The organism is Streptococcus mitis, from assembly GCF_005144795.1.
GTDB classification, from domain to species: domain Bacteria; phylum Bacillota; class Bacilli; order Lactobacillales; family Streptococcaceae; genus Streptococcus; species Streptococcus mitis_BB.
In genome coordinates, this window is sequence record NZ_SWFJ01000007.1 from 32,560 (window position 1) to 53,904 (window position 21,345).

The 21,345-nt window shown below is 37.0% G+C and carries 20 protein-coding genes, 2 pseudogenes and 1 other annotated feature; of the genes and pseudogenes, 20 read left to right on the forward strand and 2 right to left on the reverse strand.

The window, feature by feature from the left end; all coding sequences use genetic code 11:
• The first annotated feature begins 1 nt into the window (after nucleotide 1).
• From FBF73_RS05840 to FBF73_RS05855, 4 genes are read left to right on the forward strand one after another with little or no spacing between them, the layout of a single operon-like run.
• Nucleotides 2-1,105, forward strand: a complete 1,104-nt coding sequence (locus tag FBF73_RS05840; protein WP_136937247.1) for a glycosyltransferase — start codon at nucleotides 2-4, stop codon at nucleotides 1,103-1,105.
• Between the two features lie 12 nt (nucleotides 1,106-1,117).
• Complete coding sequence (locus tag FBF73_RS05845; protein WP_136937248.1) at nucleotides 1,118-2,137, forward strand: sulfotransferase; 1,020 nt, start codon at nucleotides 1,118-1,120, stop codon at nucleotides 2,135-2,137.
• A gap of 31 nt (nucleotides 2,138-2,168) precedes the next feature.
• The gene (locus FBF73_RS05850; protein ID WP_169435185.1) at nucleotides 2,169-3,623 is read left to right on the forward strand and encodes an O-antigen polysaccharide polymerase Wzy family protein; all 1,455 of its coding nucleotides are present in this window, start codon (nucleotides 2,169-2,171) and stop codon (nucleotides 3,621-3,623) included.
• The gene (locus tag FBF73_RS05855) at nucleotides 3,623-4,660 is read left to right on the forward strand and encodes a prephenate dehydratase (protein WP_136937250.1); all 1,038 of its coding nucleotides are present in this window, start codon (nucleotides 3,623-3,625) and stop codon (nucleotides 4,658-4,660) included. The genes FBF73_RS05850 and FBF73_RS05855 overlap by 1 nt, the downstream gene beginning before the upstream one ends.
• Before the next feature lie 73 nt (nucleotides 4,661-4,733).
• Here FBF73_RS05855 and FBF73_RS05860 read toward each other — a convergent pair.
• Nucleotides 4,734-5,073: pseudogene (locus FBF73_RS05860) on the reverse strand (transposase); the annotation flags it as partial.
• On the opposite strand from FBF73_RS05860, the pseudogene FBF73_RS05865 reads away from it, so the two are divergent.
• A pseudogene (locus tag FBF73_RS05865) lies at nucleotides 5,056-5,662 on the forward strand (transposase); the annotation flags it as partial. The pseudogenes FBF73_RS05860 and FBF73_RS05865 sit on opposite strands and share 18 nt — an antisense overlap.
• A gap of 78 nt (nucleotides 5,663-5,740) precedes the next feature.
• Here FBF73_RS05865 and FBF73_RS05870 read toward each other — a convergent pair.
• The gene (locus tag FBF73_RS05870) at nucleotides 5,741-7,225 is read right to left on the reverse strand and encodes an oligosaccharide flippase family protein (RefSeq protein WP_136937251.1); all 1,485 of its coding nucleotides are present in this window, start codon (nucleotides 7,223-7,225) and stop codon (nucleotides 5,741-5,743) included.
• A 124-nt stretch (nucleotides 7,226-7,349) separates the two neighbouring features.
• Between FBF73_RS05870 and mecA the strand changes: the two genes are divergently transcribed.
• The 15 genes from mecA to FBF73_RS05955 all read left to right on the forward strand — a co-directional run bounded on the left by mecA (nucleotide 7,350) and on the right by FBF73_RS05955 (nucleotide 21,345).
• Nucleotides 7,350-8,087, forward strand: coding sequence for an adaptor protein MecA (gene mecA / locus FBF73_RS05875; protein ID WP_136937252.1), 738 nt, complete (start codon nucleotides 7,350-7,352; stop codon nucleotides 8,085-8,087).
• A 151-nt stretch (nucleotides 8,088-8,238) separates the two neighbouring features.
• Complete coding sequence (locus FBF73_RS05880; protein WP_136937253.1) at nucleotides 8,239-9,525, forward strand: homoserine dehydrogenase; 1,287 nt, start codon at nucleotides 8,239-8,241, stop codon at nucleotides 9,523-9,525.
• A gap of 1 nt (nucleotide 9,526) precedes the next feature.
• Entirely contained in the window at nucleotides 9,527-10,396 is an 870-nt protein-coding gene (gene thrB, locus FBF73_RS05885) for a homoserine kinase (protein ID WP_136937254.1), read from the forward strand.
• A 258-nt stretch (nucleotides 10,397-10,654) separates the two neighbouring features.
• Nucleotides 10,655-11,593, forward strand: coding sequence for a peptide-methionine (R)-S-oxide reductase MsrB (gene msrB, locus FBF73_RS05895; protein ID WP_136937255.1), 939 nt, complete (start codon nucleotides 10,655-10,657; stop codon nucleotides 11,591-11,593).
• Between the two features lie 60 nt (nucleotides 11,594-11,653).
• Complete coding sequence (locus FBF73_RS05900; protein WP_136937256.1) at nucleotides 11,654-13,378, forward strand: ABC transporter ATP-binding protein; 1,725 nt, start codon at nucleotides 11,654-11,656, stop codon at nucleotides 13,376-13,378.
• Nucleotide 13,379: 1 nt separating this feature from the next.
• Nucleotides 13,380-15,128, forward strand: coding sequence for an ABC transporter ATP-binding protein (locus FBF73_RS05905; RefSeq protein ID WP_136937257.1), 1,749 nt, complete (start codon nucleotides 13,380-13,382; stop codon nucleotides 15,126-15,128).
• Nucleotides 15,129-15,230: 102 nt separating this feature from the next.
• Complete coding sequence (locus tag FBF73_RS05910) at nucleotides 15,231-16,490, forward strand: TRZ/ATZ family protein (protein WP_136937258.1); 1,260 nt, start codon at nucleotides 15,231-15,233, stop codon at nucleotides 16,488-16,490.
• Between the two features lie 75 nt (nucleotides 16,491-16,565).
• Nucleotides 16,566-16,701 (forward strand) — a sequence feature (ribosomal protein L10 leader region).
• A gap of 39 nt (nucleotides 16,702-16,740) precedes the next feature.
• A complete protein-coding gene (gene rplJ, locus FBF73_RS05920; protein WP_054380833.1) occupies nucleotides 16,741-17,241 on the forward strand; it encodes a 50S ribosomal protein L10 in 501 nt (166 codons plus the stop codon).
• Nucleotides 17,242-17,315: 74 nt separating this feature from the next.
• Nucleotides 17,316-17,684, forward strand: coding sequence for a 50S ribosomal protein L7/L12 (gene rplL / locus FBF73_RS05925; protein WP_001196965.1), 369 nt, complete (start codon nucleotides 17,316-17,318; stop codon nucleotides 17,682-17,684).
• 201 nt (nucleotides 17,685-17,885) lie between these two features.
• Nucleotides 17,886-18,059: a hypothetical protein gene (locus FBF73_RS05930; protein WP_000159601.1), complete on the forward strand. Its 174-nt coding sequence runs from the start codon at nucleotides 17,886-17,888 to the stop codon at nucleotides 18,057-18,059.
• Nucleotides 18,056-18,835 carry a replication initiator protein A gene (locus FBF73_RS05935; RefSeq protein WP_136937259.1) on the forward strand — a complete coding sequence of 260 codons (780 nt, stop codon included), beginning with the start codon at nucleotides 18,056-18,058 and terminating at the stop codon, nucleotides 18,833-18,835. The genes FBF73_RS05930 and FBF73_RS05935 overlap by 4 nt, the downstream gene beginning before the upstream one ends.
• A gap of 99 nt (nucleotides 18,836-18,934) precedes the next feature.
• Nucleotides 18,935-20,293 (forward strand): DNA (cytosine-5-)-methyltransferase, encoded by a 1,359-nt coding sequence (dcm, locus tag FBF73_RS05940; RefSeq protein ID WP_125353395.1) that lies wholly within the window; start codon nucleotides 18,935-18,937, stop codon nucleotides 20,291-20,293.
• Nucleotides 20,277-20,726, forward strand: coding sequence for a hypothetical protein (locus tag FBF73_RS05945; RefSeq protein WP_125353397.1), 450 nt, complete (start codon nucleotides 20,277-20,279; stop codon nucleotides 20,724-20,726). Before dcm ends, FBF73_RS05945 begins: the two co-directional genes overlap by 17 nt.
• Nucleotides 20,719-21,099 carry a hypothetical protein gene (locus tag FBF73_RS05950; protein ID WP_125353399.1) on the forward strand — a complete coding sequence of 127 codons (381 nt, stop codon included), beginning with the start codon at nucleotides 20,719-20,721 and terminating at the stop codon, nucleotides 21,097-21,099. Before FBF73_RS05945 ends, FBF73_RS05950 begins: the two co-directional genes overlap by 8 nt.
• Before the next feature lie 12 nt (nucleotides 21,100-21,111).
• Nucleotides 21,112-21,345: a hypothetical protein gene (locus FBF73_RS05955; RefSeq protein WP_000840776.1), complete on the forward strand. Its 234-nt coding sequence runs from the start codon at nucleotides 21,112-21,114 to the stop codon at nucleotides 21,343-21,345.

Here is a 21,345-nt window from a genome sequence, read left to right on the forward strand (position 1 = left end):
TATGGGTCAAAAGAAAGTCTTGTTTATAACCTGGTCTTTTAGTATGGGGGGCGGAGCTGAAAAAATTCTGGAAAGTATTTCCAAAGAATTAGGCAATGAATATGATATTGATATTTTAGAGATAAATCATCATGGTGCTGTATGTAGTGATGATGAAAATATTAATTTATTAGAACCCGTATTCAAAAATTTAGAAAATACTAGTATTTTTAAAAACATTAAATGGAAGTTGTTCTTATTATTTCCAAAATTTTTTAGAAATAGAATAACTCGAAAAAAATACGATTATGAGATTGCTTTTAATTATCTTTATCCAGTTTATTTACTTAATGATGATGTGAAAACAATATCGTGGAATCATGGAACAATTTATAATTTAAAAAATCATAAAATATCTAGGATTAGACAAGGTAAAAAACTAAGATTTGTTAACAAAATAATAGCTATTTCAGAAAAAACAGAAGAATCGATCAAAGAAATTTATCCTGAGTATAAGAAAAAAATAGAAATAGTATATAATGGATATGATTTTAATGATATCTATGTTAAATCTCTTGAAAATGCAGAAATTAAATTTGAAGAGGATAGTCTTATATATATAGGACGAATAGAAGAATCAAAAGGTATAAAGAGACTATTAGAAGTTTTTAAGAATGTGGTTGAAAAGATTCCCGATAAAAAATTATATTTGTTAGGCAAAGGCGATTTAGAGGAATATGTTAGTAAATTTATACTTGATAATAAATTAGAGAACAATGTTTTTATGTTGGGTTATGTTAAAAACCCGTATCCATACATAAAAAAATCTTCTTATGTTATTTTATTATCAGAAGCAGAGGGCTTTCCTACCGTTTTAGTCGAAAGTTTAGCTTTAGGAAAGGGATTTATTAGTACACCTGTTGGGGGAACAAATGAACTATATAATTCTCAAAAATGTGGCTTTGTTTCAGACAACAATGAAGAAATCACTAATTATATTGTAGAAGAACTTAGTAAAAATATGGAAAACAGAATCATTAAATCAGAAGTGTGTAGAAAACATGTAGACAAATTTTCCTTAGATAAACAAATTGCTAGTATAAAAAAAATCATTAAAGAATTATAGGATGATAGAAATATGGATAAAATCATAGTTCCTATGAGTTATATGGGAAGTGGATCTTCTGCTGTGACAGATTTATTAAAAGAATATGAAGGAATAAACACAAAAAATTCAGATTTTGAGTATGTATTCTTATATGCACCCGATGGATTATTTGATTTAGAATATAAATTGCTATATAATAATAATGCTATAAGAAGTGATGAGGCTATAAAGAATTTTAGAAAACTCATGGAAAAGTTGTATCATTATGATGGTTGGGGAATAGCTAATTATAAAGATAAAATATCGGATAACTTCATGAATGTGGTAGAATATTATTTGGATTCTATAATAACTAGTAAATATCAGGGGATTTGGTATTATCATCAAAAACCTTCAAAAATTGCCTGGTTTTTGAGAGTTATAAGGAGAATTATCTTTAAAAAGACAACAAAGCCAAAACAAGTTCAATTAGAAATGAGTATGGTATCGTCGGATGATTTTTATGAAAAAAGTAGAAAATTTATTTTGAATGTAATAAAAGAAATTTCGGATAAAGAAGAGTATATAGTCCTAGATCAACTTTTATTGCCTCATAATCTTAATATAATTGATAATTATAAAATTGAAGAGTTATTTCCAATAATAATTTCTAGAGATCCTCGTGATGTATTTATAATGAATAAATACTTTTGGAAGCCAAGAAATCAAGAGGTGCCATATCCAACCGATATTAAGGAATTTTGTAATTATTACAAAATGATGAGAGAAAATGAGAAAAAAACAAATACTTTAGTATTACGATTAAATTTTGAGGATTTAGTTTTGAATTATGAGGAAACAAAACAAGATATAGAAAATTTCATCGGTATAGATTCTGTCCATCATAAAGCAAAGTTTGAGTATTTCAACCCAGCTATTTCTGTGAATAATTTACAAGTTTACAATAGAGATGACAAATACAGGGAGGAAGTAGAAATGATAGAGTTAGAATTATCAGAGTACCTATATAATTTTAAGAAACGTATTGTTTCTACTGGGGATGTTTTTTAATTACCGTGTAGAGGAATGAGGTGAGTATTTGATATTAGATTGGAAAAGAGTGTATTATCTAATTACGCTATTTAGTTATGTTATAACTATTTTTTTAGGTATTGCATATATATATAACAATTCGATTATTACGTTATTGATAACTTTAGTTATGCTTATTATAAGTAGTGTCCTATACTGTTTTAACAATATAAAGTATTATATAATCCACCTTATTTTTTACATTACAATTTTTCTATTTTTAGTGTCTAGACCAACCATAGATTATTTCAAGCAGGGGCTAATAAATACTTATCAGGAAGATGTCTATAGATTTTCATTTTTGGCTGTTATCGTTTCTATTATTGGATTAACGATAGGAGGTTTATTAATTTCTAAAAAAGAAAATAATAAAAAAGAAGGCTATAAAATTCAAAAATCTAGATTATTTATAAATAGTATAAGAAAAGTATCTCTAGCAGTATTTCTAATTTCATATCCGTTCTATTTAATTAGATTAATCGAACGGCTAATGTATAGAGTAAATGTATCATATTATGAGTATTATGCAGATTTCAAAAGCGAGCTACCTTATTTCACCTATACATTATCAACGTTTGTAGTTTATGCCATGTGTATCTATTTAGCTACTAAGCCTAATAAACGTCATTCAACGATAGTGTTAGGTATGTTTGTCGTTGGGAATGTGCTTAATCTTTTAATAGGAACTAGAAATCCATTTGTATTAAGTTTGATATTCTCTTTCATTTATTATTTTATGAGAAATCAAATGGAAAAAGGGATATGGATAGGTGTAAAAGAAAAAGCTATGTTCTATATAGGTACTCCTATCATGATGCTTGTTATGGGATTTTTGAATTATGCCCGTGATGGAGCAGGGATTGGGAATATGAGTATTTCTGAACTTTTTTTAGATTTTATCTATAAACAAGGAACTAGCTTTGGTGTTTTAGCAAGGGGATACTTATATGGAAGTAATTTACCGATAAAAGAGTTTAGAAATTATACATTTAGTCCTATAATTGAGTATATCACCAGAGGGAATTTAGGAATTTTATTTGGTGGAACTCCCTTTACTAGTGCTAATAATAGTCTAGAATTAGCTCTTGAAAGTGACAGATACGCTCACAATATTTCGTATATTGTTTTGAAACAGGATTATTTGGCAGGTCATGGCATAGGTGGAAGCTATATAATGGAAATGTATACTGATTATGGAATGCTTGGACTATTTCTGTTGAGTATTCTAATGGGGATAGGTTTCATATTTATGATAAAATCAGCTTATAAATCCAGAGTACTATTATTCGGTATTACGTTATTAATTTTAAATAATCTATTCTTTATGCCGAGAGGAGGCTTTACAGAGAGTTTCTTTAATTTAGTTACATTGCAATATTGGGGAATTGTTTTTGTTATATTTTTTGCAGCAACCCTAATAGAAAGAAAAGTAAAATACACAGTTAATAATAAAGGAGATATATAATGTTTGATAATTATTCGATTGCAGATTTATTTGCAAATATTTATAAGAGAAGAGTATTAAATCTAGTTTCACTAATAGTTTTATTTCTTTGTTTAGCTATACCATACTCTTATAAAGTACTTACAACAAAGTCTGTTGTAAAGGATACTAGTAATTATTCTAGTTATCTTTCGTATAAAATCATAGCGCCAGAAGTTGAAACTAAAACTCCTAATAGTAACACGATTGGAGGATATAGTGATTTCTATGGACGTTTGATTCAAGCCAATTTAAATGGAGCTTATTTGTTCAATGACCAATCAGAATCAGATATGAAAAAAATTGCGTCAGAATTAATGACATCTGAGGTTACACTTAAAAACTCAAATTTTGATTTTTGGAACAAAAAGATAGAAGTAAATTCCTTATTAAATAATGTGGGAATTACAGTAAAAATATTGACACCAAGTAAGTTGGCGAATGATATTATTGAACAGAAATTGGATTATTTGATTAATAAATATAAACAGACATACTCTGGTGTCACAATTGAAAAATTGGAGACAGTTTATTCAAAAGAACTTGAAAAAAATGACATAGAATCTGGAGTAAATAAAGTTACTTTATTCATTCGTGTGATTATACTCGGAATTGGTGCTCTGTTTTTAGTAATATTTGTTAACGTAGCAGCATATATCTTTAATCCAACTATTAATAGAGCTGGAGATTATGAAAAATATGGTGTAGATTTTGTAGTGAAATTAGATACTGTAGCTAATTTTAAAGATGTTATACAATATAAGAATGGAAATAAGAACTTATTAGTGATAGCAACGAATAAAAATGTTTTTGATAAATTTTCTAAGCAATATGCTAAAGCCTTGCCAGAAAATATTGTCATTGGAAATATAAATAACATTAAGTCTGTATTAGATTCTGACAACATTTTATTTGTAGAAGAGTATGGTATAACTAGATATAAAAATTTTGAAGAACAGCTTCAAGTAATTAAAAACCTAAACAAAAATGTTCTAGGCGTGGCTTCATATAATTTGTAGATTATATCAAATTAAAGGAAAGTAAGACCTTGAATTTTCGATTCTATACTAGTTGTAGTGGGTTGAAGAAAAACTAAGATCGAGAAAGGACATATTTCGTCCTTTCTTTTTTGATGTTGAGAGAGATAAAAATCCGTTTTTTGAAGTTTTCAAAGTTCCGAAATCCAAAGGCATTTCGTTTGATAAGATTAATGAGATTATTGGTCGCTTCTAATTTAGCGTTGGAATAGGGTAGTTGAAGGGTGTTGACAATCTTCTCTTTGTCCTTGAGAAAGGTTTTAAAGACAGTCTGAAAAATGTTTTAGCTTGTCCTCAATAAGTCCAAAAAATTCCTTATTCTGAAAGTGAAAAAGTAAGAGCTGATAGACATTGTAGTGGTGTTTCAAGTCTTCTGAATAGCTCAACAGCTTTTCCCAAATGAAAAAATTGTACTTGATCGCTTTCACATTGTGCAACATCTCAGACGTGCTATGAGTCGTGTACGTGTTCAAATCATGAACCAATTCGATAGAAAATTCCATGAATACAAGGCTATCAAGCACTACTGGAAGCTCATCCAGCAGGATAGTCGTAAACTGAGTGATAAACGATTTTATCGCACTACTTTTCGCTCACACTGGACCAATAATGAGATTCTCGAAAAGCTCCCTGCATACTCTCAAGAACATAGAGAGAAGTATGAACTCTATCAACTATTACTATTTCATTCCCAAGAGAAATAAACAGACCATTTTTTTGAATTGATTGAAGAAACGATTTCTTGTGTAAATCCTATTTTTCAAACTGTTTTTAAAACCTTTTTGAAAGATAAGGAAAAAATCATGAACGCACTAGAACTGCACTACTCAAACGTGAAACTAGAGGCTACTAATAATATCATTAAAGTCATCAAGTGTAATACTTTTGGCTTCCGGAACATTAAAAACTTCAATTAAAACTAGAATCCTCATCGCTTTGAACATCAAAAAGGAGAGAACCAAGTTGGTCCTCTCCATGTTATAACTTTTCATCAACCCACTACAGTTGACAAAGAGCCAAAAGAAGTCGCTTTTATTGAAAATTCACTAATAACGCTAATGATTAGATGGTTGTTTTTTTAATCTTATTTAGTACAAGATTTAGGGCATAGTGGAGTGTTTTATCTTTTGTGATAAAGAGTGTTAAGAGATAGTAGATAATACAACCTACAATGGTAGAGAGAATCATGAAAATCATGTTCAAAGTTACTGTATAAGACGTTATTTGGAAGACCGTTTTAAAAGTTAGATAAATAGGAATAAATCCTAGTGAGACAATGCTATAGCGCATAAGAAACGAGAAAATTTCTTTCAATTCAAGTAATTGATATTTTTTAATAAAGTGAATTTCTAGTAGAACGACTATGATTTCTGCACCTATAGTAGTAATGAGATAGTATACTGGTGAAAATATATTATTGAAATACAAGAAGCAGTTGAGCAGGAAATTTAATCCACCACCAATAAAGTAATAGGCAGTTAGACGATTTTCGTGATTATTAATAAATATAATTTGTCTACCAAGAATCAACTCAATGGCCCAGATAACACTTCGAAAAGCAAAGATGCTAGTAATGATTCCCGCCTCAAGATATTTTTCAGAAGAATAAATAACGGTTGCATAACTCCCTAAAATCATAATTCCAATACTTATTGGAATCATGAGGAAATAGAATAATGATGCTGCTTGATTTACAAGAGATCTATAGGAATTGTAATCTTTTTTTCCAAGATAGTAGCCGAGACGTGGAACGCTTACGTTTATAGCTCCACCTAGGACACCGGCAATTAACATAACGATGTTCGAAGCAATCGCATAATAAGAAATGTAGTTTTCATCAGGTCCCTTGGTTATAAACATTCTATCGAGCAGGGTATAGAGCATACTGGAATTTGCCAATAGTAGCATAGTAAAGAGAGGTTTAGATTCTCTGGTTAATTCCACAAAACTAATCTTAACGAATGAAACTTTTCTCTTGATCCAAAGAAAACTAAGTAGATAATTTAGGATGGTGGTGGCACTCATGACAATGGCATAAGGAACAATATCATCTGCTGTTTTTACAAAGGTGAAGATTCCAACTAACATAGAAATCCGGATAATTAAGGTTTTATAGAGAATGAAAGTGTAGTTTTCATAGGCTTCGTTCATCCATTCAATATTAAGAAATTGGAAGAGAGCTTGGATCCCTAGGATGTAATATAGAATTTTTAGATTGACAATGCTGGTGTCGAAATAAATAAAAAGGAAGTAGATAGCTGTTATGAAGACTGAAGTGATTAGAGAAAAATAGAATAATTTAGAGAAAACATAGTTGATTTTATTTTTATCATCCTTAACCTTACTGATAGCACGAATCCCGTAGTTGTATATTCCAAAGGCGGCTAAAGGAATGACAAAGCTAGCCCAGGTATTGGCGGTATTGAAATAACCGTAGTTGGATTTGCTGAGAATCCGCGTCAGATAAGGATTGGTTATCAGAGGAAAAACGATATTGAGAACATTGACTAGCAAGCTAGCCAGTGCATTAACTTTTATATTTTTCATTGTACTTTCTTTCTTGTATTGTAAAATGGTCTCTAGTATTATATCACATTCTCGCTTCATTCTTTTGATAAAATCGTAAAAATCTAGTATAATAGATAGAACTGAAAGTATGAGGTTACTAGCAATGAAAATGAAACAAATCAGTGATACAACTTTAAAAATCACGATGTCTTTAGAGGATTTGATGGATCGAGGAATGGAGATTGCTGACTTTCTCGTCCCTCAAGAAAAAACAGAAGAGTTCTTTTATGCCATCTTGGATGAGTTAGAGATGCCTGAGAGCTTTTTGGATACAGGTATGTTGAGCTTCCGTGTGACTCCAAAACCTGATAAGGTAGATGTCTTTGTAACTAAATCAAAGATTGACCAAAATCTAGATTTTGAAGACTTATCGGATTTACCAGATATGGAAGAATTGGCTCAAATGTCGCCAGATGAATTTATTAAAACCTTGGAAAAGAGCATTGCAGAAAAGACTAAGGATGATATCGAAGCGATTCAATCTCTAGAGCAAGTCGAAGCCAAGGAAGAAGAGCAGGAGCAGGCTGAACAAGAAGCTGAGAGCAAGAAAGAACCTTACATCTATTACATCCTTTCTTTTGCTAAGTTGGCTGACTTGGTGGCTTTTGCCAAGACAGTGACTTTTGATATGGAAACTTCTGAACTCTACAAGATGAATGAGCGCTATTATTTGACTATTTTAGTGGATATTGAAAATCATCCAAGTCCATATCCAGCTTGGCTGTTGGCTCGTATGCGTGAGTTTGCAGATGATAGTGAAATCAGTCGCTCAGTCTTGCAGGAGTATGGTCAAGTCTTGATGAATCACGATGCAGTGCTCAATCTACAAAAGATTGGATAATCATTTCTGGAAAATTATTTATATATTTTAGGAAGAGCGAATCATCTGATTCGTTTTTTCTTTTTTAGACTGAAATAGTGATTTACTATAATAGGAATTTTCACAAAATTCTGTTATAATGGCTATATTAGAAAATTTCGAGGAGACAAACATGACAGTTAAAATTGCTTTACTAGGATTTGGTACCGTTGCAAGTGGCGTGCCCTTCCTCCTAAAGGAAAATGGAGAAAAAATCAATCAATCAGCACATTCAGAGATTGAAGTTGCTAAGGTATTGGTCAAGGATGAAGATGAAAAGAATCGCTTGCTTGCAGCAGGGAATGACTTTAACTTTGTAACCAATGTGGATGATATTTTATCAGACAAAGACATTACCATTGTAGTGGAATTGATGGGGCGTATCGAACCTGCTAAAACCTTTATCACTCGTGCCTTGGAGGCTGGCAAACACGTTGTTACTGCTAACAAGGACCTTTTGGCTGTCCATGGTGCAGAATTGTTAGAAATCGCTAAAGCTAACAAGGTAGCACTTTACTACGAAGCAGCAGTAGCTGGTGGGATTCCAATTCTTCGTACGTTGGCAAATTCCTTGGCTTCTGATAAAATCACGCGCGTGCTTGGTGTAGTCAATGGAACTTCTAACTTCATGATGACCAAGATGGTCGAAGAAGGATGGTCTTACGATGATGCTCTTGCGGAAGCGCAAAGACTAGGTTTTGCAGAAAGTGACCCGACAAATGACGTGGATGGGATTGATGCAGCCTACAAGATGGTTATTTTGAGCCAATTTGCTTTTGGCATGAAGGTTGCCTTTGACGATGTAGCCCACAAGGGAATCCGTAACATCACACCAGAAGACGTAGCTGTAGCTCAAGAACTTGGCTATGTAGTGAAATTGGTTGGTTCTATTGAGGAAACTCCTTCAGGAATTGCTGCAGAAGTAACTCCAACTTTCCTTCCTAAAGCGCATCCACTTGCCAGTGTGAATGGCGTAATGAACGCTGTCTTTGTAGAATCTATCGGTATTGGTGAGTCTATGTACTACGGACCAGGTGCTGGTCAAAAACCAACTGCAACAAGTGTTGTAGCAGATATTGTCCGTATCGTTCGTCGCCTGAATGATGGAACCATCGGTAAAGACTTCAACGAATACAGCCGTGACTTGGTCTTGGCAAATCCTGAGGATGTTAAAGCAAACTACTACTTCTCAATCTTGGCACCAGACTCAAAAGGTCAGGTCTTGAAGTTGGCTGAAATTTTTAATGCTCAAGATATTTCCTTCAAGCAAATCCTCCAAGACGGAAAAGAGGGTGACAAGGCGCGTGTCGTTATCATTACACACAAGATTAATAAATCTCAACTTGAAAATGTCTCAGCTGAATTGAAGAAGGTTTCAGAATTCGACCTCTTGAATACCTTCAAGGTGCTAGGAGAATAAGATGAAGATTATTGTACCTGCAACCAGTGCCAATATCGGGCCAGGTTTTGACTCGGTCGGTGTAGCTGTAACCAAGTACCTTCAAATCGAGGTCTGTGAAGAACGAGATGAGTGGTTGATTGAACACCAGATTGGCAAATGGATTCCACATGACGAACGTAATCTCTTGCTCAAAATCGCTTTGCAAATTGTACCAGACTTGCACCCAAGACGTTTGAAAATGACCAGTGATGTTCCCTTGGCGCGTGGCTTGGGTTCTTCTAGCTCGGTTATTGTTGCTGGGATTGAACTAGCCAACCAACTGGGTCAGCTCAACTTGTCAGACCATGAAAAATTGCAGTTAGCGACCAAGATTGAAGGACATCCTGACAATGTGGCTCCAGCCATTTATGGTAATCTCGTTATTGCAAGCTCCGTTGATGGGCAAGTTTCAGCTATTGTAGCAGACTTCCCAGAGTGTGATTTCCTAGCCTACATTCCAAACTATGAATTGCGTACTAGAGACAGCCGTGGTGTCTTGCCTAAGAAATTGTCTTACAAGGAAGCTGTTTCGGCTAGTTCTATTGCCAATGTGGCGGTTGCTGCCTTGTTGGCAGGAGATATGGTGACAGCTGGTCAAGCAATCGAGGGAGACCTCTTCCACGAGCGCTACCGTCAGGACTTGGTGAGAGAATTTGCGACGATTAAGCAAGTGGCCAAAGAAAATGGTGCCTATGCAACCTACCTCTCTGGTGCTGGGCCGACAGTTATGGTCTTGGCTTCTCATGACAAGATGCCAACGATTAAGGCAGAATTGGAAAAGCAACCTTTCAAAGGAAAACTTCATGGCTTGAAAGTTGATACCCAAGGTGTCCGTGTCGAAGCAAAATAAAGAATAGATGATAGGATGGGGAAACTCTCGACCAGAGGGCTTCCTATCCTTTTTTTGAAAAGAAGTTTATACTCAATGAAAATCAAAGAGCAAACTAGGAAGCTAGCCGCAGGCTGCTCAAAACAGTGTTTTGAGGTTGTGGATAGAACTGACGAAGTTAGCTCAAAATACTGTTTTGAGGTTGCAGATGTAAGCTGACGTGGTTTGAAGAGATTTTCGAAGAGTATTAGTTAAAAACTTGATAAAGGAGAAATAAAGATGGCAGAAATTTATCTAGCAGGTGGTTGTTTTTGGGGCCTAGAGGAGTATTTTTCACGAATTTCTGGAGTTCTAGCAACCAGTGTTGGCTACGCTAATGGACAAGTCGAAACGACCAATTACCAGTTGCTCAAGGAAACAGACCATGCAGAAACGGTTCAAGTGATTTATGATGAGAAAGCAGTGTCACTCAGAGAAATTTTGCTTTATTATTTCCGTGTTATTGATCCATTATCAGTCAATCAACAAGGAAATGACCGTGGTCGCCAATATCGAACTGGGATTTATTATCAGGATGAAGCAGACTTGCCAGTTATCTACACCGTGGTGCGGGAGCAGGAGCGCATGCTTGGGAGAAAGATTGCAGTAGAGGTGGAGAAACTTCGTCACTACATTATGGCAGAAGACTACCACCAAGACTATCTTAAGAAAAATCCTTCGGGTTACTGTCATATCGATGTGACCGATGCTGAGAAGCCCTTGATTGACGCCTCTAACTATGAAAAGCCTAGCCAAGAAGTGTTAAAGGAAAGCTTAACTGAAGAGTCCTATCGTGTTACCCAAGAAGCTGCTACAGAGGCTCCATTTACCAATGTCTATGACCAAAACTTTGAAGAGGGAATTTATGTAGATATCACGACGGGTGAGCCACTCTTTTTTGCCAAGGATAAGTTTGCCTCAGGTTGTGGTTGGCCAAGTTTTAGCCGTCCGATTTCCAAGGAATTGATTCATTATTACAAGGATCTCAGCCATGGAATGGAGCGAATTGAGGTTCGTTCTCGTTCAGGTAATGCTCACTTGGGTCATGTTTTCACAGATGGACCTCGGGAGTTAGGTGGCCTCCGCTACTGTATCAATTCTGCTTCCTTGCGCTTCGTGGCCAAGGATGAGATGGAAGAAGCAGGATATGGCTATCTACTGCCTTACTTAAACAAATAAATCAGAGATGGTGGGTGCTTCCCACTTTCTTCATTTCTAGAAAACGAATAGAAGGGATCTATGAAACACCTATTATCTTACTTTAAACCCTACATCAAGGAATCAATTTTGGCACCCCTGTTCAAGCTGCTAGAAGCTGTTTTTGAACTCTTGGTTCCCATGGTGATTGCAGGTATTGTTGACCAGTCCTTGCCTCAGAGAGATCAAGGGCATCTCTGGATGCAGATTGGCCTGCTCCTTATCTTTGCAGTGATTGGAGTTTTAGTGGCCTTGGTAGCTCAGTTTTACTCAGCTAAGGCTGCGGTTGGGTTTGCCAAAGAACTGACAAACGACCTTTATCGTCATATTCTTTCCTTGCCCAAGGATAGCAGAGATCGTCTGACAACTTCTAGCTTGGTGACTCGCTTGACTTCGGATACTTATCAGATTCAGACTGGGATCAATCAATTTCTGCGCCTCTTTTTACGAGCGCCTATTATCGTTTTTGGTGCAATTTTTATGGCCTATCGAATCTCAGCTGAGCTGACTTTCTGGTTCTTGGTCATGGTTGTCATTTTGACCATCGTCATTGTAGGTCTTTCTCGACTGGTCAATCCTCTCTACAGTAGTCTCAGAAAGAAAACGGACCAACTGGTTCAGGAAACGCGTCAGCAATTGCAAGGCATGCGGGTCATTCGTGCTTTTGGTCAAGAAAAACGAGAGTTACAGATTTTTCAAACCCTTAACCAAGTCTATGCTAGATTGCAAGAAAAAACAGGTTTCTGGTCTAGTTTATTAACACCTTTGACCTATCTAATTGTCAATGGAACTCTGCTTGTCATCATCTGGCAGGGATATATTTCAATTCAAGGAGGATTGCTCAGTCAAGGTGCTCTCATTGCCCTTATCAACTATCTCTTACAGATTTTGGTGGAATTGGTCAAACTAGCTATGCTAATAAATTCTCTCAATCAGTCCCATATCTCAGCTAAGCGAATTGAGGAAGTCTTTGTCGAAGCTCCAGAAGATATTCATTCCGAGTTAGAACAAAAGCAAGCTACCAGTAATCAGGTTTTACAAGTTCAAGATTTAACTTTTACCTACCCTGATGCAGCCCAGCCTTCTCTGAGAGACATTTCCTTTGATATGCAGCAAGGGCAAACCCTTGGTATTATTGGGGGAACGGGTTCTGGTAAATCAAGCTTGGTGCAAGTCTTACTTGGGCTTTATCCAGCAGACAAGGGGAGCATTGACCTTTATCGAGATGGATCTAGTCCTCGTAATCTTGAGCAGTGGCGGTCTTGGATTGCCTATGTGCCCCAAAAAGTCGAACTTTTTAAAGGAACCATTCGTTCCAACTTGACTCTAGGTTTACACCAAGAAGTAACTGACCAAGAACTCTGGCAGGCCTTGGAGATTGCGCAAGCTAAGGATTTTGTAAGTGAAAAGGAAGGACTTTTGGATGCCCCAGTTGAGGCAGGAGGACGAAATTTCTCAGGTGGACAAAAACAAAGGCTGTCTATCGCACGAGCAGTCTTGCGCCAGGCTCCGTTTCTCATCTTAGATGATGCTACTTCAGCACTGGACACTATCACTGAGTCCAAGCTCTTGAAAGCTATCCGAGAAAACTTACCAAATACAAGCTTAATCTTGATTTCTCAACGAACCTCGACTTTACAGATGGCTGACCAGATTCTTATCTTGGAAAAAGGGGAACTACTAGCTATCGGCAAGCACGAGGACTTGATGAAGACCAGTCAAGTCTATCGTGAAATCAATGCATCTCAACATGGAAAGGAGGACTAGCATGAGACGACAAACTGCAAACCAGACGCTCACACGCTTGGCTAAAGACCTTGCAAGTCATCCTTTCCTCCTTTTCCTAGCCTTTCTAGGAACTATTGCCCAAGTTGGCTTATCGATCTACCTACCTATCTTGATTGGCCAGGTCATCGACCAAGTCCTAGTGGTTGGCTCTTCACTAGTTTTTTGGCAGATTTTTCTCCAAATGATCTTGGTGGTCATAGGAAATACCCTTGTGCAGTGGGTCAATCCTCTTCTCTATAATCGCTTAATCTTCTCTTATACTAAAGATTTGCGAGAGCTAATCATCCATAAGCTCCATCGTTTACCGATTGCCTTTGTGGATAGACAAGGTAGTGGGGAGATGGTCAGTCGTGTTACCACAGACATCGAACAGTTAGCAGCTGGCTTGACCATGATTTTTAACCAATTTTTCATTGGCGTCTTGATGATTTTAGTCAGCATTCTAGCCATGCTCCAAATTCATCTCCTCATGACTATCTTAGTCTTGCTCTTGACGCCACTGTCTATGGTAATTTCACGCTTTATTGCCAAGAGATCCTATCATCTCTTCCAGAAGCAAACAGAGACGAGGGGGATTCAGACACAATTAATTGAAGAATCGTTGAGCCAGCAGACCATTATCCAGTCCTTTAATGCTCAGGAAGAGTTTATCCAAAGGCTGCACGAGGCTAATGCCAATTATGCAGGTTATTCTCAGTCAGCTATCTTTTATTCTTCAACAGTTAATCCTTCGACTCGCTTTGTAAATGCGCTCATTTATGCGCTTCTAGCTGGAGTGGGAGCTTACCGTATCATGATAGGCTCTACCTTGACTATCGGGCGTTTAGTGACTTTTTTGAATTATGTCCAACAGTACACTAAGCCCTTTAACGATATTTCCTCAGTTCTATCCGAATTGCAAAGTGCTCTTGCTTGCGCAGAGCGTGTCTATGCTGTCTTAGATAGCACTGAGCTGGCTGAAACTGGTAAGGAAGTCTTGACCAGTGACCAAGTTAAAGGAGCTATTTCCTTTAAACATGTCTCTTTTGGTTACCATCCTGAAAAGATTTTGATTAAGGATTTATCTATTGATATTCCAGCTGGTAGCAAGGTGGCTATTGTTGGTCCGACAGGTGCTGGAAAATCAACCCTTATCAATCTCCTCATGCGTTTTTATCCCATTAACTCGGGAGATATCTTGCTGGATGGGAAATCCATTTATGACTATAGTCGTGCCTCTTTACGTCAGCAGTTTGGCATGGTGCTCCAAGAAACCTGGCTCAAGCAAGAGACCATTCATGACAATATTGCCTTTGGAAATCCTGATGCCAGTCGGGAGCAGGTGATTACTGCTGCCAAAGCAGCCAATGCAGACTTTTTCATCCAACAGTTGCCGCAGGATTACGATACCAAGTTGGAAAATGCTGGAGAATCTCTCTCTGTCGGTCAGGCTCAGCTCTTGACCATAGCCCGAGTTTTTCTGGCTATTCCAAAGATTCTGATCTTAGATGAGGCGACTTCTTCCATTGATACACGGACAGAAGTACTGGTTCAGGATGCCTTTGGCAAACTCATGAAGGGGCGAACAAGCTTTATTATTGCCCACCGCTTGTCTACCATACAGGATGCAGATTTGATTCTTGTCTTGGTGAATGGTGACATCGTGGAGCATGGCAATCATCAGGATCTCATGACTAGAAAGGGCAAGTATTACCAAATGCAGCAAGCTGCAGCTTTTAGCTCTGAATAGTTATTTCTAATTTCGAACTCCTATAGACAAAAAAAGTTGCCTTCAGGTGACTTTTTTGTTACAATAGCTAGAAAAAATCATGGCCTTAGAAGGAGAAAAACAATGAAAGTCTATCAGCATGTAAATATCGTGACTTGTGACAAAGATTTCCATGTTTATCTAGATGGAATCTTAGCCGTTAAGGATTCTCAAATCGTCTATGTTGGTCAAGAGCAGTCAGAGATTTTAGAGCAAGCTGAGCAGATTATAGACTATCAGGGAGCCTGGATTATGCCTAGTTTGGTCAATTGTCACACCCATTCTGCTATGACAGGATTGAGAGGAATTCGAGATGATAGCAATCTCCATGAATGGCTCAATGACTATATCTGGCCTGCAGAAGCAGGATTTACTCCTGACATGACTACCAAGGCGGTCAAAGAAGCTCTGACAGAGATGCTCCAGTCAGGAACAACAACCTTTAATGATATGTATAATCCCAATGGTGTGGATATTGAACGGATTTATCAGGCAGTGAAAGATTCCAAGATGCGTTGTTATTTCTCGCCGACCCTCTTTTCTTCAGGGGCAGAAACAACTGCTGAGACCATTGCAAGAACTCGAGCAATTATTGAGGAAATTTTAGGATATGAAAATCCAAATTTCAAGGTGATGGTAGCCCCTCATTCTCCTTACAGCTGTAATCAAGACTTGCTACAAGCGAGTTTAGACATGGCAAAAGAGCTAAATATTCCTCTCCATATCCATGTGGCGGAGACCAAGGAGGAATCAGGAATTATCCTGAAACGCTACGGCAAACGCCCCCTTGCTTTTCTAGAAGAACTGGGTTACTTAGATCATCCGTCCGTCTTTGCTCATGGGGTAGAATTAAACGAGCGAGAAATTGAGCGCTTGGCATCCTCTCAAGTGGCTATTGCCCACAACCCTATCAGCAATCTCAAACTGGCCTCAGGGATTGCTCCTATCATTCAACTGCAAAAAGCAGGAGTGGCTGTGGGAATTGCGACAGATTCAGTTGCTTCCAACCACAACCTTGATATGTTTGAGGAAGGACGAACAGCAGCTCTCCTACAGAAAATGAACAGTGGGGATGCCAGCCAATTCCCAATCGAAACATCACTCAAGGCTCTGACAATCGAAGGGGCTAAGGTCCTAGGAATGGAAAATCAGATAGGAAGTCTGGAAGTAGGTAAACAGGCAGATTTTCTCGTTATTCAACCACAAGGTAAAATTCATCTCGAACCTCAGGAAAATATGCTTTCTCACCTTGTCTATGCAGTCAAAGCCAGTGATGTTGATGATGTCTATATCGGCGGAGAACAAGTTGTTAAGCAAGGTCAAGTCCTGACAGTAGAACTTTAAAAGAAAAATCACGAAAAATTTTAAAAAAAGTTTGCAAAAATCTTGCATTCTTTTTTTAACTATGCTATACTTATATACGGTTTGAAAAAACTGCCTAAGACAGTAGGGGAGCTCGACTCATAAGTATCCTACCGAGGACAAAACGTATCATGTAAAAAGAAGCGTATTGTACTTTCGTGTCTAGGTTTGGGCGCGTTTTTCTTTTGGAAAAATTTCCCCAAGCAAAATAATTACGGAGGTGAACACACTAATGAGTGAAGCAATTATTGCTAAAAAAGCGGAACTAGTTGACGTAGTAGCTGAAAAAATGAAAGCTGCTGCATCTATCGTCGTTGTTGACGCTCGTGGTTTGACAGTTGAGCAAGATACAGTTCTTCGTCGTGAGCTTCGTGGAAGCGAAGTTGAGTATAAAGTCATTAAAAACTCAATCTTGCGTCGTGCAGCTGAAAAAGCTGGTCTTGAAGAACTTGCATCAGTATTTGTTGGACCATCTGCAGTAGCATTTTCTAACGAAGATGTTATCGCACCAGCGAAAATCTTGAACGACTTTTCTAAAAACGCTGAAGCACTTGAAATCAAAGGTGGTGCAATCGAAGGCGCTGTCGCATCTAAAGAAGAGATTCTTGCACTTGCAACTCTTCCAAACCGCGAAGGACTTCTTTCTATGCTCCTTTCTGTACTTCAAGCGCCAGTGCGCAACGTTGCTCTTGCAGTCAAAGCGGTTGCAGAAAGCAAAGAAGACGCAGCTTAATCTTAAGCTACGCAGCGTAGCCTAGCTACGAAAAAACTATTATAAAATTTAAAACTTATTTGGAGGAAATAACAATGGCATTGAACATTGAAAACATTATTGCTGAAATTAAAGAAGCTTCAATCCTTGAATTGAACGACCTTGTAAAAGCTATCGAAGAAGAATTTGGTGTAACTGCAGCTGCTCCTGTAGCTGTTGCTGCAGCTGGTGCTGCTGACGCTGGTGCTGCTAAAGATTCATTCGACGTTGAATTGACATCTGCAGGCGACAAAAAAGTTGGCGTTATCAAAGTTGTACGTGAAATCACAGGTCTTGGACTTAAAGAGGCTAAAGAACTTGTTGACGGTGCACCAGCACTTGTTAAAGAAGGCGTTGCAACTGCAGAAGCTGAAGAAATCAAAGCTAAATTGGAAGAAGCTGGAGCTTCAGTTACTCTTAAATAAGAGGCATATACCAATTAGAAATCGGAATACTATAGTATCAGCCTTTTAGAATCGTGAACACATTTTAGAAACTGATAAATTAATTTAGTTTCCTACCAAAAACCCTACCAAAAATTAATTTGGCAGGGTTTTTCTTTTTAACAAATTTATCGTGGAGAACAATTGAATATTGTTCTCCTTTTTTTATTTTCAGGAGGGAAAATGACAAAAGAATTACAATCATCACGCTATATTGTCATTTCATTTTTAGTACGTGAAATGGGAATTGACATTGTTGAAGCCATCTCTCTTATGGCTGAATTAGAAAAAAATGGCTTGGTTCGATTGGAATCAAGTGGAGATTTAATACTCAAAGAACTTGGAGGCGCGCTATGAAAAGAATTACCGCAAACCAATACCAAACTTCAGAACGGTATTATAAATTACCTAAAATTCTTTTTGAGGATGAGAAATATATGGATATGAAACTAGAAGTAAAGGTGGCTTATTCTATTTTAAAAGATCGTTTAGAATTATCTCTCAGTCGTGGTTGGATAGATGAAGAAGGATCAGTCTATTTAGTATTTTCTAATTCTAAACTGATGAGGCTGTTAGGTTGTTCGAAGTCAAAATTACTGTCCATCAAAAAAACTCTTAAAGAATATGACTTAATTGATGAAGTTCAACAGTCTTCAAGTGAGAAAGGAAGACTAGCTAATAAGATTTATTTAGGGGAATTATCTTCTACCCCAGTAGATAATTCAAACAGGGCTAGTGTTAAAAAAAGACTAGGGCAGGTTGAAAATGAAACGGCCCCCGTCTCACATTCAGCCCCTAGTGAGACTGAAGTTAGTGAGACTAAATATAGTGAGACTGATTCTTTATTTATTGAGGATGAGGAGGATAGGAATACTCAACCTATTTTGAAAAGAAAAGTAGAAAAGGTCACAAAATATGATCGAGATTATATTTGGGGATTGGTGCAAGATCAATTTAGACGAGAGGGTTTTTCTGAAACAGCCAGTGAAATTGCTATGACTGATTTTGAGAGAATCTATCAGTATGCTCTTGACAATGTTCGCTTTGTTAGACGAGCGGAAGTACTTGCTGAATTTGTGTTTAACGGCTTGTATTCCGTTTGGAATAATCGTGTTAGAAAAGGAGGTGGTTAAAATGTCGCCAATCGAGTGGATATTAGTTATGCTCATTGTCATTTCAAGTGGAGTGACAGTTCTGACAATGATAGTCGATAAGAAAGGGGTGATCAAGAAATGAGATTTATTGATTTATTTTCAGGTATCGGTGGCTTTCGACTTGGAATGGAAAGTGTCGGACACGAGTGTATTGGATTTTGTGAGATTGATAAATTTGCTAGAGAATCTTATAAGTCCATTTTTCAAACGGAAGGAGAAATAGAATTTCATGACATACGAGATGTTTCAGATGACGAATTTAAAAAACTTAGAGGGAAAGTCGATGTCATCTGTGGGGGATTCCCTTGTCAAGCATTTTCAATCGCAGGAAGACGATTGGGATTTGAAGATACTAGAGGAACTTTGTTCTTTGAAATTGCTCGGGCGGCCAAACAAATCCAACCACGTTTTCTTTTTCTTGAAAATGTTAAAGGCCTACTCAATCACGATAAGGGACGGACGTTCACCACAATCCTTACCACACTTGATGAGTTGGGGTTTGATGTTGAGTGGCAGGTGCTTAACAGTAAGGATTTTGGCGTTCCCCAAAACAGAGAGAGGGTGTTTATTATCGGACATTCTAGAAAGAAAGGTACCCGACTCCTATTTCCTTTCAGACGAGAAGGTCAAGCAACTAACTCTGAGACTTTGAAAGCACTAGGAAATTTGAATCCATCAAAAAGTGGAATGAGTGGTAAAGTCTATTATTCAGAAGGTCTTGCGCCAACCTTAGTTCGTGGAAAAGGAGAAGGATTTAAAGTTGCGATTCCTTGTATGACACCAGACAGATTAGAAAAGAGACAAAATGGTAGACGTTTCAAGGATAATCAAGAGCCAATGTTTACTTTAAATACTCAGGATCGCCATGGTATTGTCGTTGTTGGAGATTTACCAACTAGCTTTAAGGAAACTGGTCGCGTCTATGGAAGTGAGGGGCTATCTCCAACACTGACTACGATGCAAGGTGGAGATAAAATCCCCAAAATACTGATTCCAGAACCAATCCAATTTCTAAAAGTCCGAGAGGCAACGAAAAAAGGATATGCTCAAGCAGAAATAGGAGATTCAATCAATTTGGAAAGACCAGGTTCTCAGTATCGTCGTGGTAGAGTTGGAAAAGGTATAGCGAATACGTTAACAACTAGTGGTCAAATGGGAGTAGTAGTGGCTAGCTATGAAGGAGAAGATAAGCAAGTTTACCATGTTGCTGGTATTTTAATAAATGGACAATTTTACCGTCTGAGGATACGACGAATCACTCCTAAAGAGTGTTTTCGATTGCAGGGTTTTCCTGATTGGGCTTTTGAAGCTGCTAGAAAAGTCTCTAGTAATAGTCAGCTTTATAAACAAGCTGGTAATAGTGTAACCGTTCCTGTGATTGCCGCAATCGCAAAGAAATTTAAAGAAATAGAGGAAAAAGATGAAAGCATTAAATAAAGAATCAATACTAGATTGTGATGAATTAGAAACAGAATTACATGATGCAGAAATCAGACAGCTGGATGAACAAATAATTTTGATGCCCAATTATCCATGTGAGTTTGAGGTGACATTTTTAGATGATTACCATAAAAAACACAACTACCCCCTATTTTATGAATCCTATCTTCAAAACATTATGGAATTCCTTGAAAGTCAGGATATAAAGAACGGAGCCGATGCCTTTGTAGATGATCATCAAAATCTTGTTTTTGTTTTATATGGACAAGGCTATCGAGCCGAGGGAAAAGAGGGAATACTTACAACCCAAGTAACTGTAAAAGCTTATGATGAAGACAAGCAACCGATTAACTTCGCAAATTTATTAGATTCCTTAATCGTATCAGAATATCAAATGGAACCGAATCTTTGGGAGGTATCCCATGATTGATCTCTATCTAAGTAAAAATAGCCATAGAAATCAACTTCTTTTGGATTTCTTTCAAAAGTATGGCATAGAGGTCATTCCTCATTCTATTTCTGAAATGACAAAGGACAAATTAATTGAAATGATGAGCTATTCTTCAGATTGTTTTGAGTTTTTATCTCCCAATTTATTGCGATTTAAGAACCGTGACAATCTAAGATTAACGGATTTCATCGAGATGATATTAAAAAATCCTGAACTAACCATCAGACTTCCTCTTGCGGTTTCAAATAAGCGAGTTTATCCAAATCTGAATCTGGAGGAGGCTAGAGCTTTATTGCCAAGAGATACGAAACAATTGATTTACATGGCACAAACACATTATTTATCAAGTTAAAGGAGAAGCAATATGGCTGAACGATTTTGGGAGAACTTGTCCATTATTTTGGCTGAAAGAAATATCAGCTGGATTGAGTTAACCAGAAAAATGTTTGCGGGAGAGTTTCACTATCCAAGTGAATTGAATCGTTTGTATCAAAAGATTCGTCACTACAAGATGGAACAACGAATGCCTCAAAGTCCATGGGTAGAAAGGATTGTGCAGGTATTAGATTTAGATTATGAAGATTTATTTCGGAGGTAA

Bases quoted from the DNA above. Each gene is read 5' to 3' on its own strand.
- FBF73_RS05840 (WP_136937247.1), top strand. From the start codon at position 2: ATGGGTCAAAAGAAAGTCTTGTTTATAACCTGGTCTTTTAGTATGGGG.
- FBF73_RS05845 (WP_136937248.1), top strand. From the start codon at position 1,118: ATGGATAAAATCATAGTTCCTATGAGTTATATGGGAAGTGGATCTTCT.
- FBF73_RS05855 (WP_136937250.1), top strand. From the start codon at position 3,623: ATGTTTGATAATTATTCGATTGCAGATTTATTTGCAAATATTTATAAG.
- FBF73_RS05870 (WP_136937251.1), bottom strand. From the start codon at position 7,225: ATGAAAAATATAAAAGTTAATGCACTGGCTAGCTTGCTAGTCAATGTT.
- mecA (WP_136937252.1), top strand. From the start codon at position 7,350: ATGAAAATGAAACAAATCAGTGATACAACTTTAAAAATCACGATGTCT.
- FBF73_RS05880 (WP_136937253.1), top strand. From the start codon at position 8,239: ATGACAGTTAAAATTGCTTTACTAGGATTTGGTACCGTTGCAAGTGGC.
- thrB (WP_136937254.1), top strand. From the start codon at position 9,527: ATGAAGATTATTGTACCTGCAACCAGTGCCAATATCGGGCCAGGTTTT.
- msrB (WP_136937255.1), top strand. From the start codon at position 10,655: ATGGCAGAAATTTATCTAGCAGGTGGTTGTTTTTGGGGCCTAGAGGAG.
- FBF73_RS05900 (WP_136937256.1), top strand. From the start codon at position 11,654: ATGAAACACCTATTATCTTACTTTAAACCCTACATCAAGGAATCAATT.
- FBF73_RS05905 (WP_136937257.1), top strand. From the start codon at position 13,380: ATGAGACGACAAACTGCAAACCAGACGCTCACACGCTTGGCTAAAGAC.
- FBF73_RS05910 (WP_136937258.1), top strand. From the start codon at position 15,231: ATGAAAGTCTATCAGCATGTAAATATCGTGACTTGTGACAAAGATTTC.
- rplJ (WP_054380833.1), top strand. From the start codon at position 16,741: ATGAGTGAAGCAATTATTGCTAAAAAAGCGGAACTAGTTGACGTAGTA.
- rplL (WP_001196965.1), top strand. From the start codon at position 17,316: ATGGCATTGAACATTGAAAACATTATTGCTGAAATTAAAGAAGCTTCA.
- FBF73_RS05930 (WP_000159601.1), top strand. From the start codon at position 17,886: ATGACAAAAGAATTACAATCATCACGCTATATTGTCATTTCATTTTTA.
- FBF73_RS05935 (WP_136937259.1), top strand. From the start codon at position 18,056: ATGAAAAGAATTACCGCAAACCAATACCAAACTTCAGAACGGTATTAT.
- dcm (WP_125353395.1), top strand. From the start codon at position 18,935: ATGAGATTTATTGATTTATTTTCAGGTATCGGTGGCTTTCGACTTGGA.
- FBF73_RS05945 (WP_125353397.1), top strand. From the start codon at position 20,277: ATGAAAGCATTAAATAAAGAATCAATACTAGATTGTGATGAATTAGAA.
- FBF73_RS05950 (WP_125353399.1), top strand. From the start codon at position 20,719: ATGATTGATCTCTATCTAAGTAAAAATAGCCATAGAAATCAACTTCTT.
- FBF73_RS05955 (WP_000840776.1), top strand. From the start codon at position 21,112: ATGGCTGAACGATTTTGGGAGAACTTGTCCATTATTTTGGCTGAAAGA.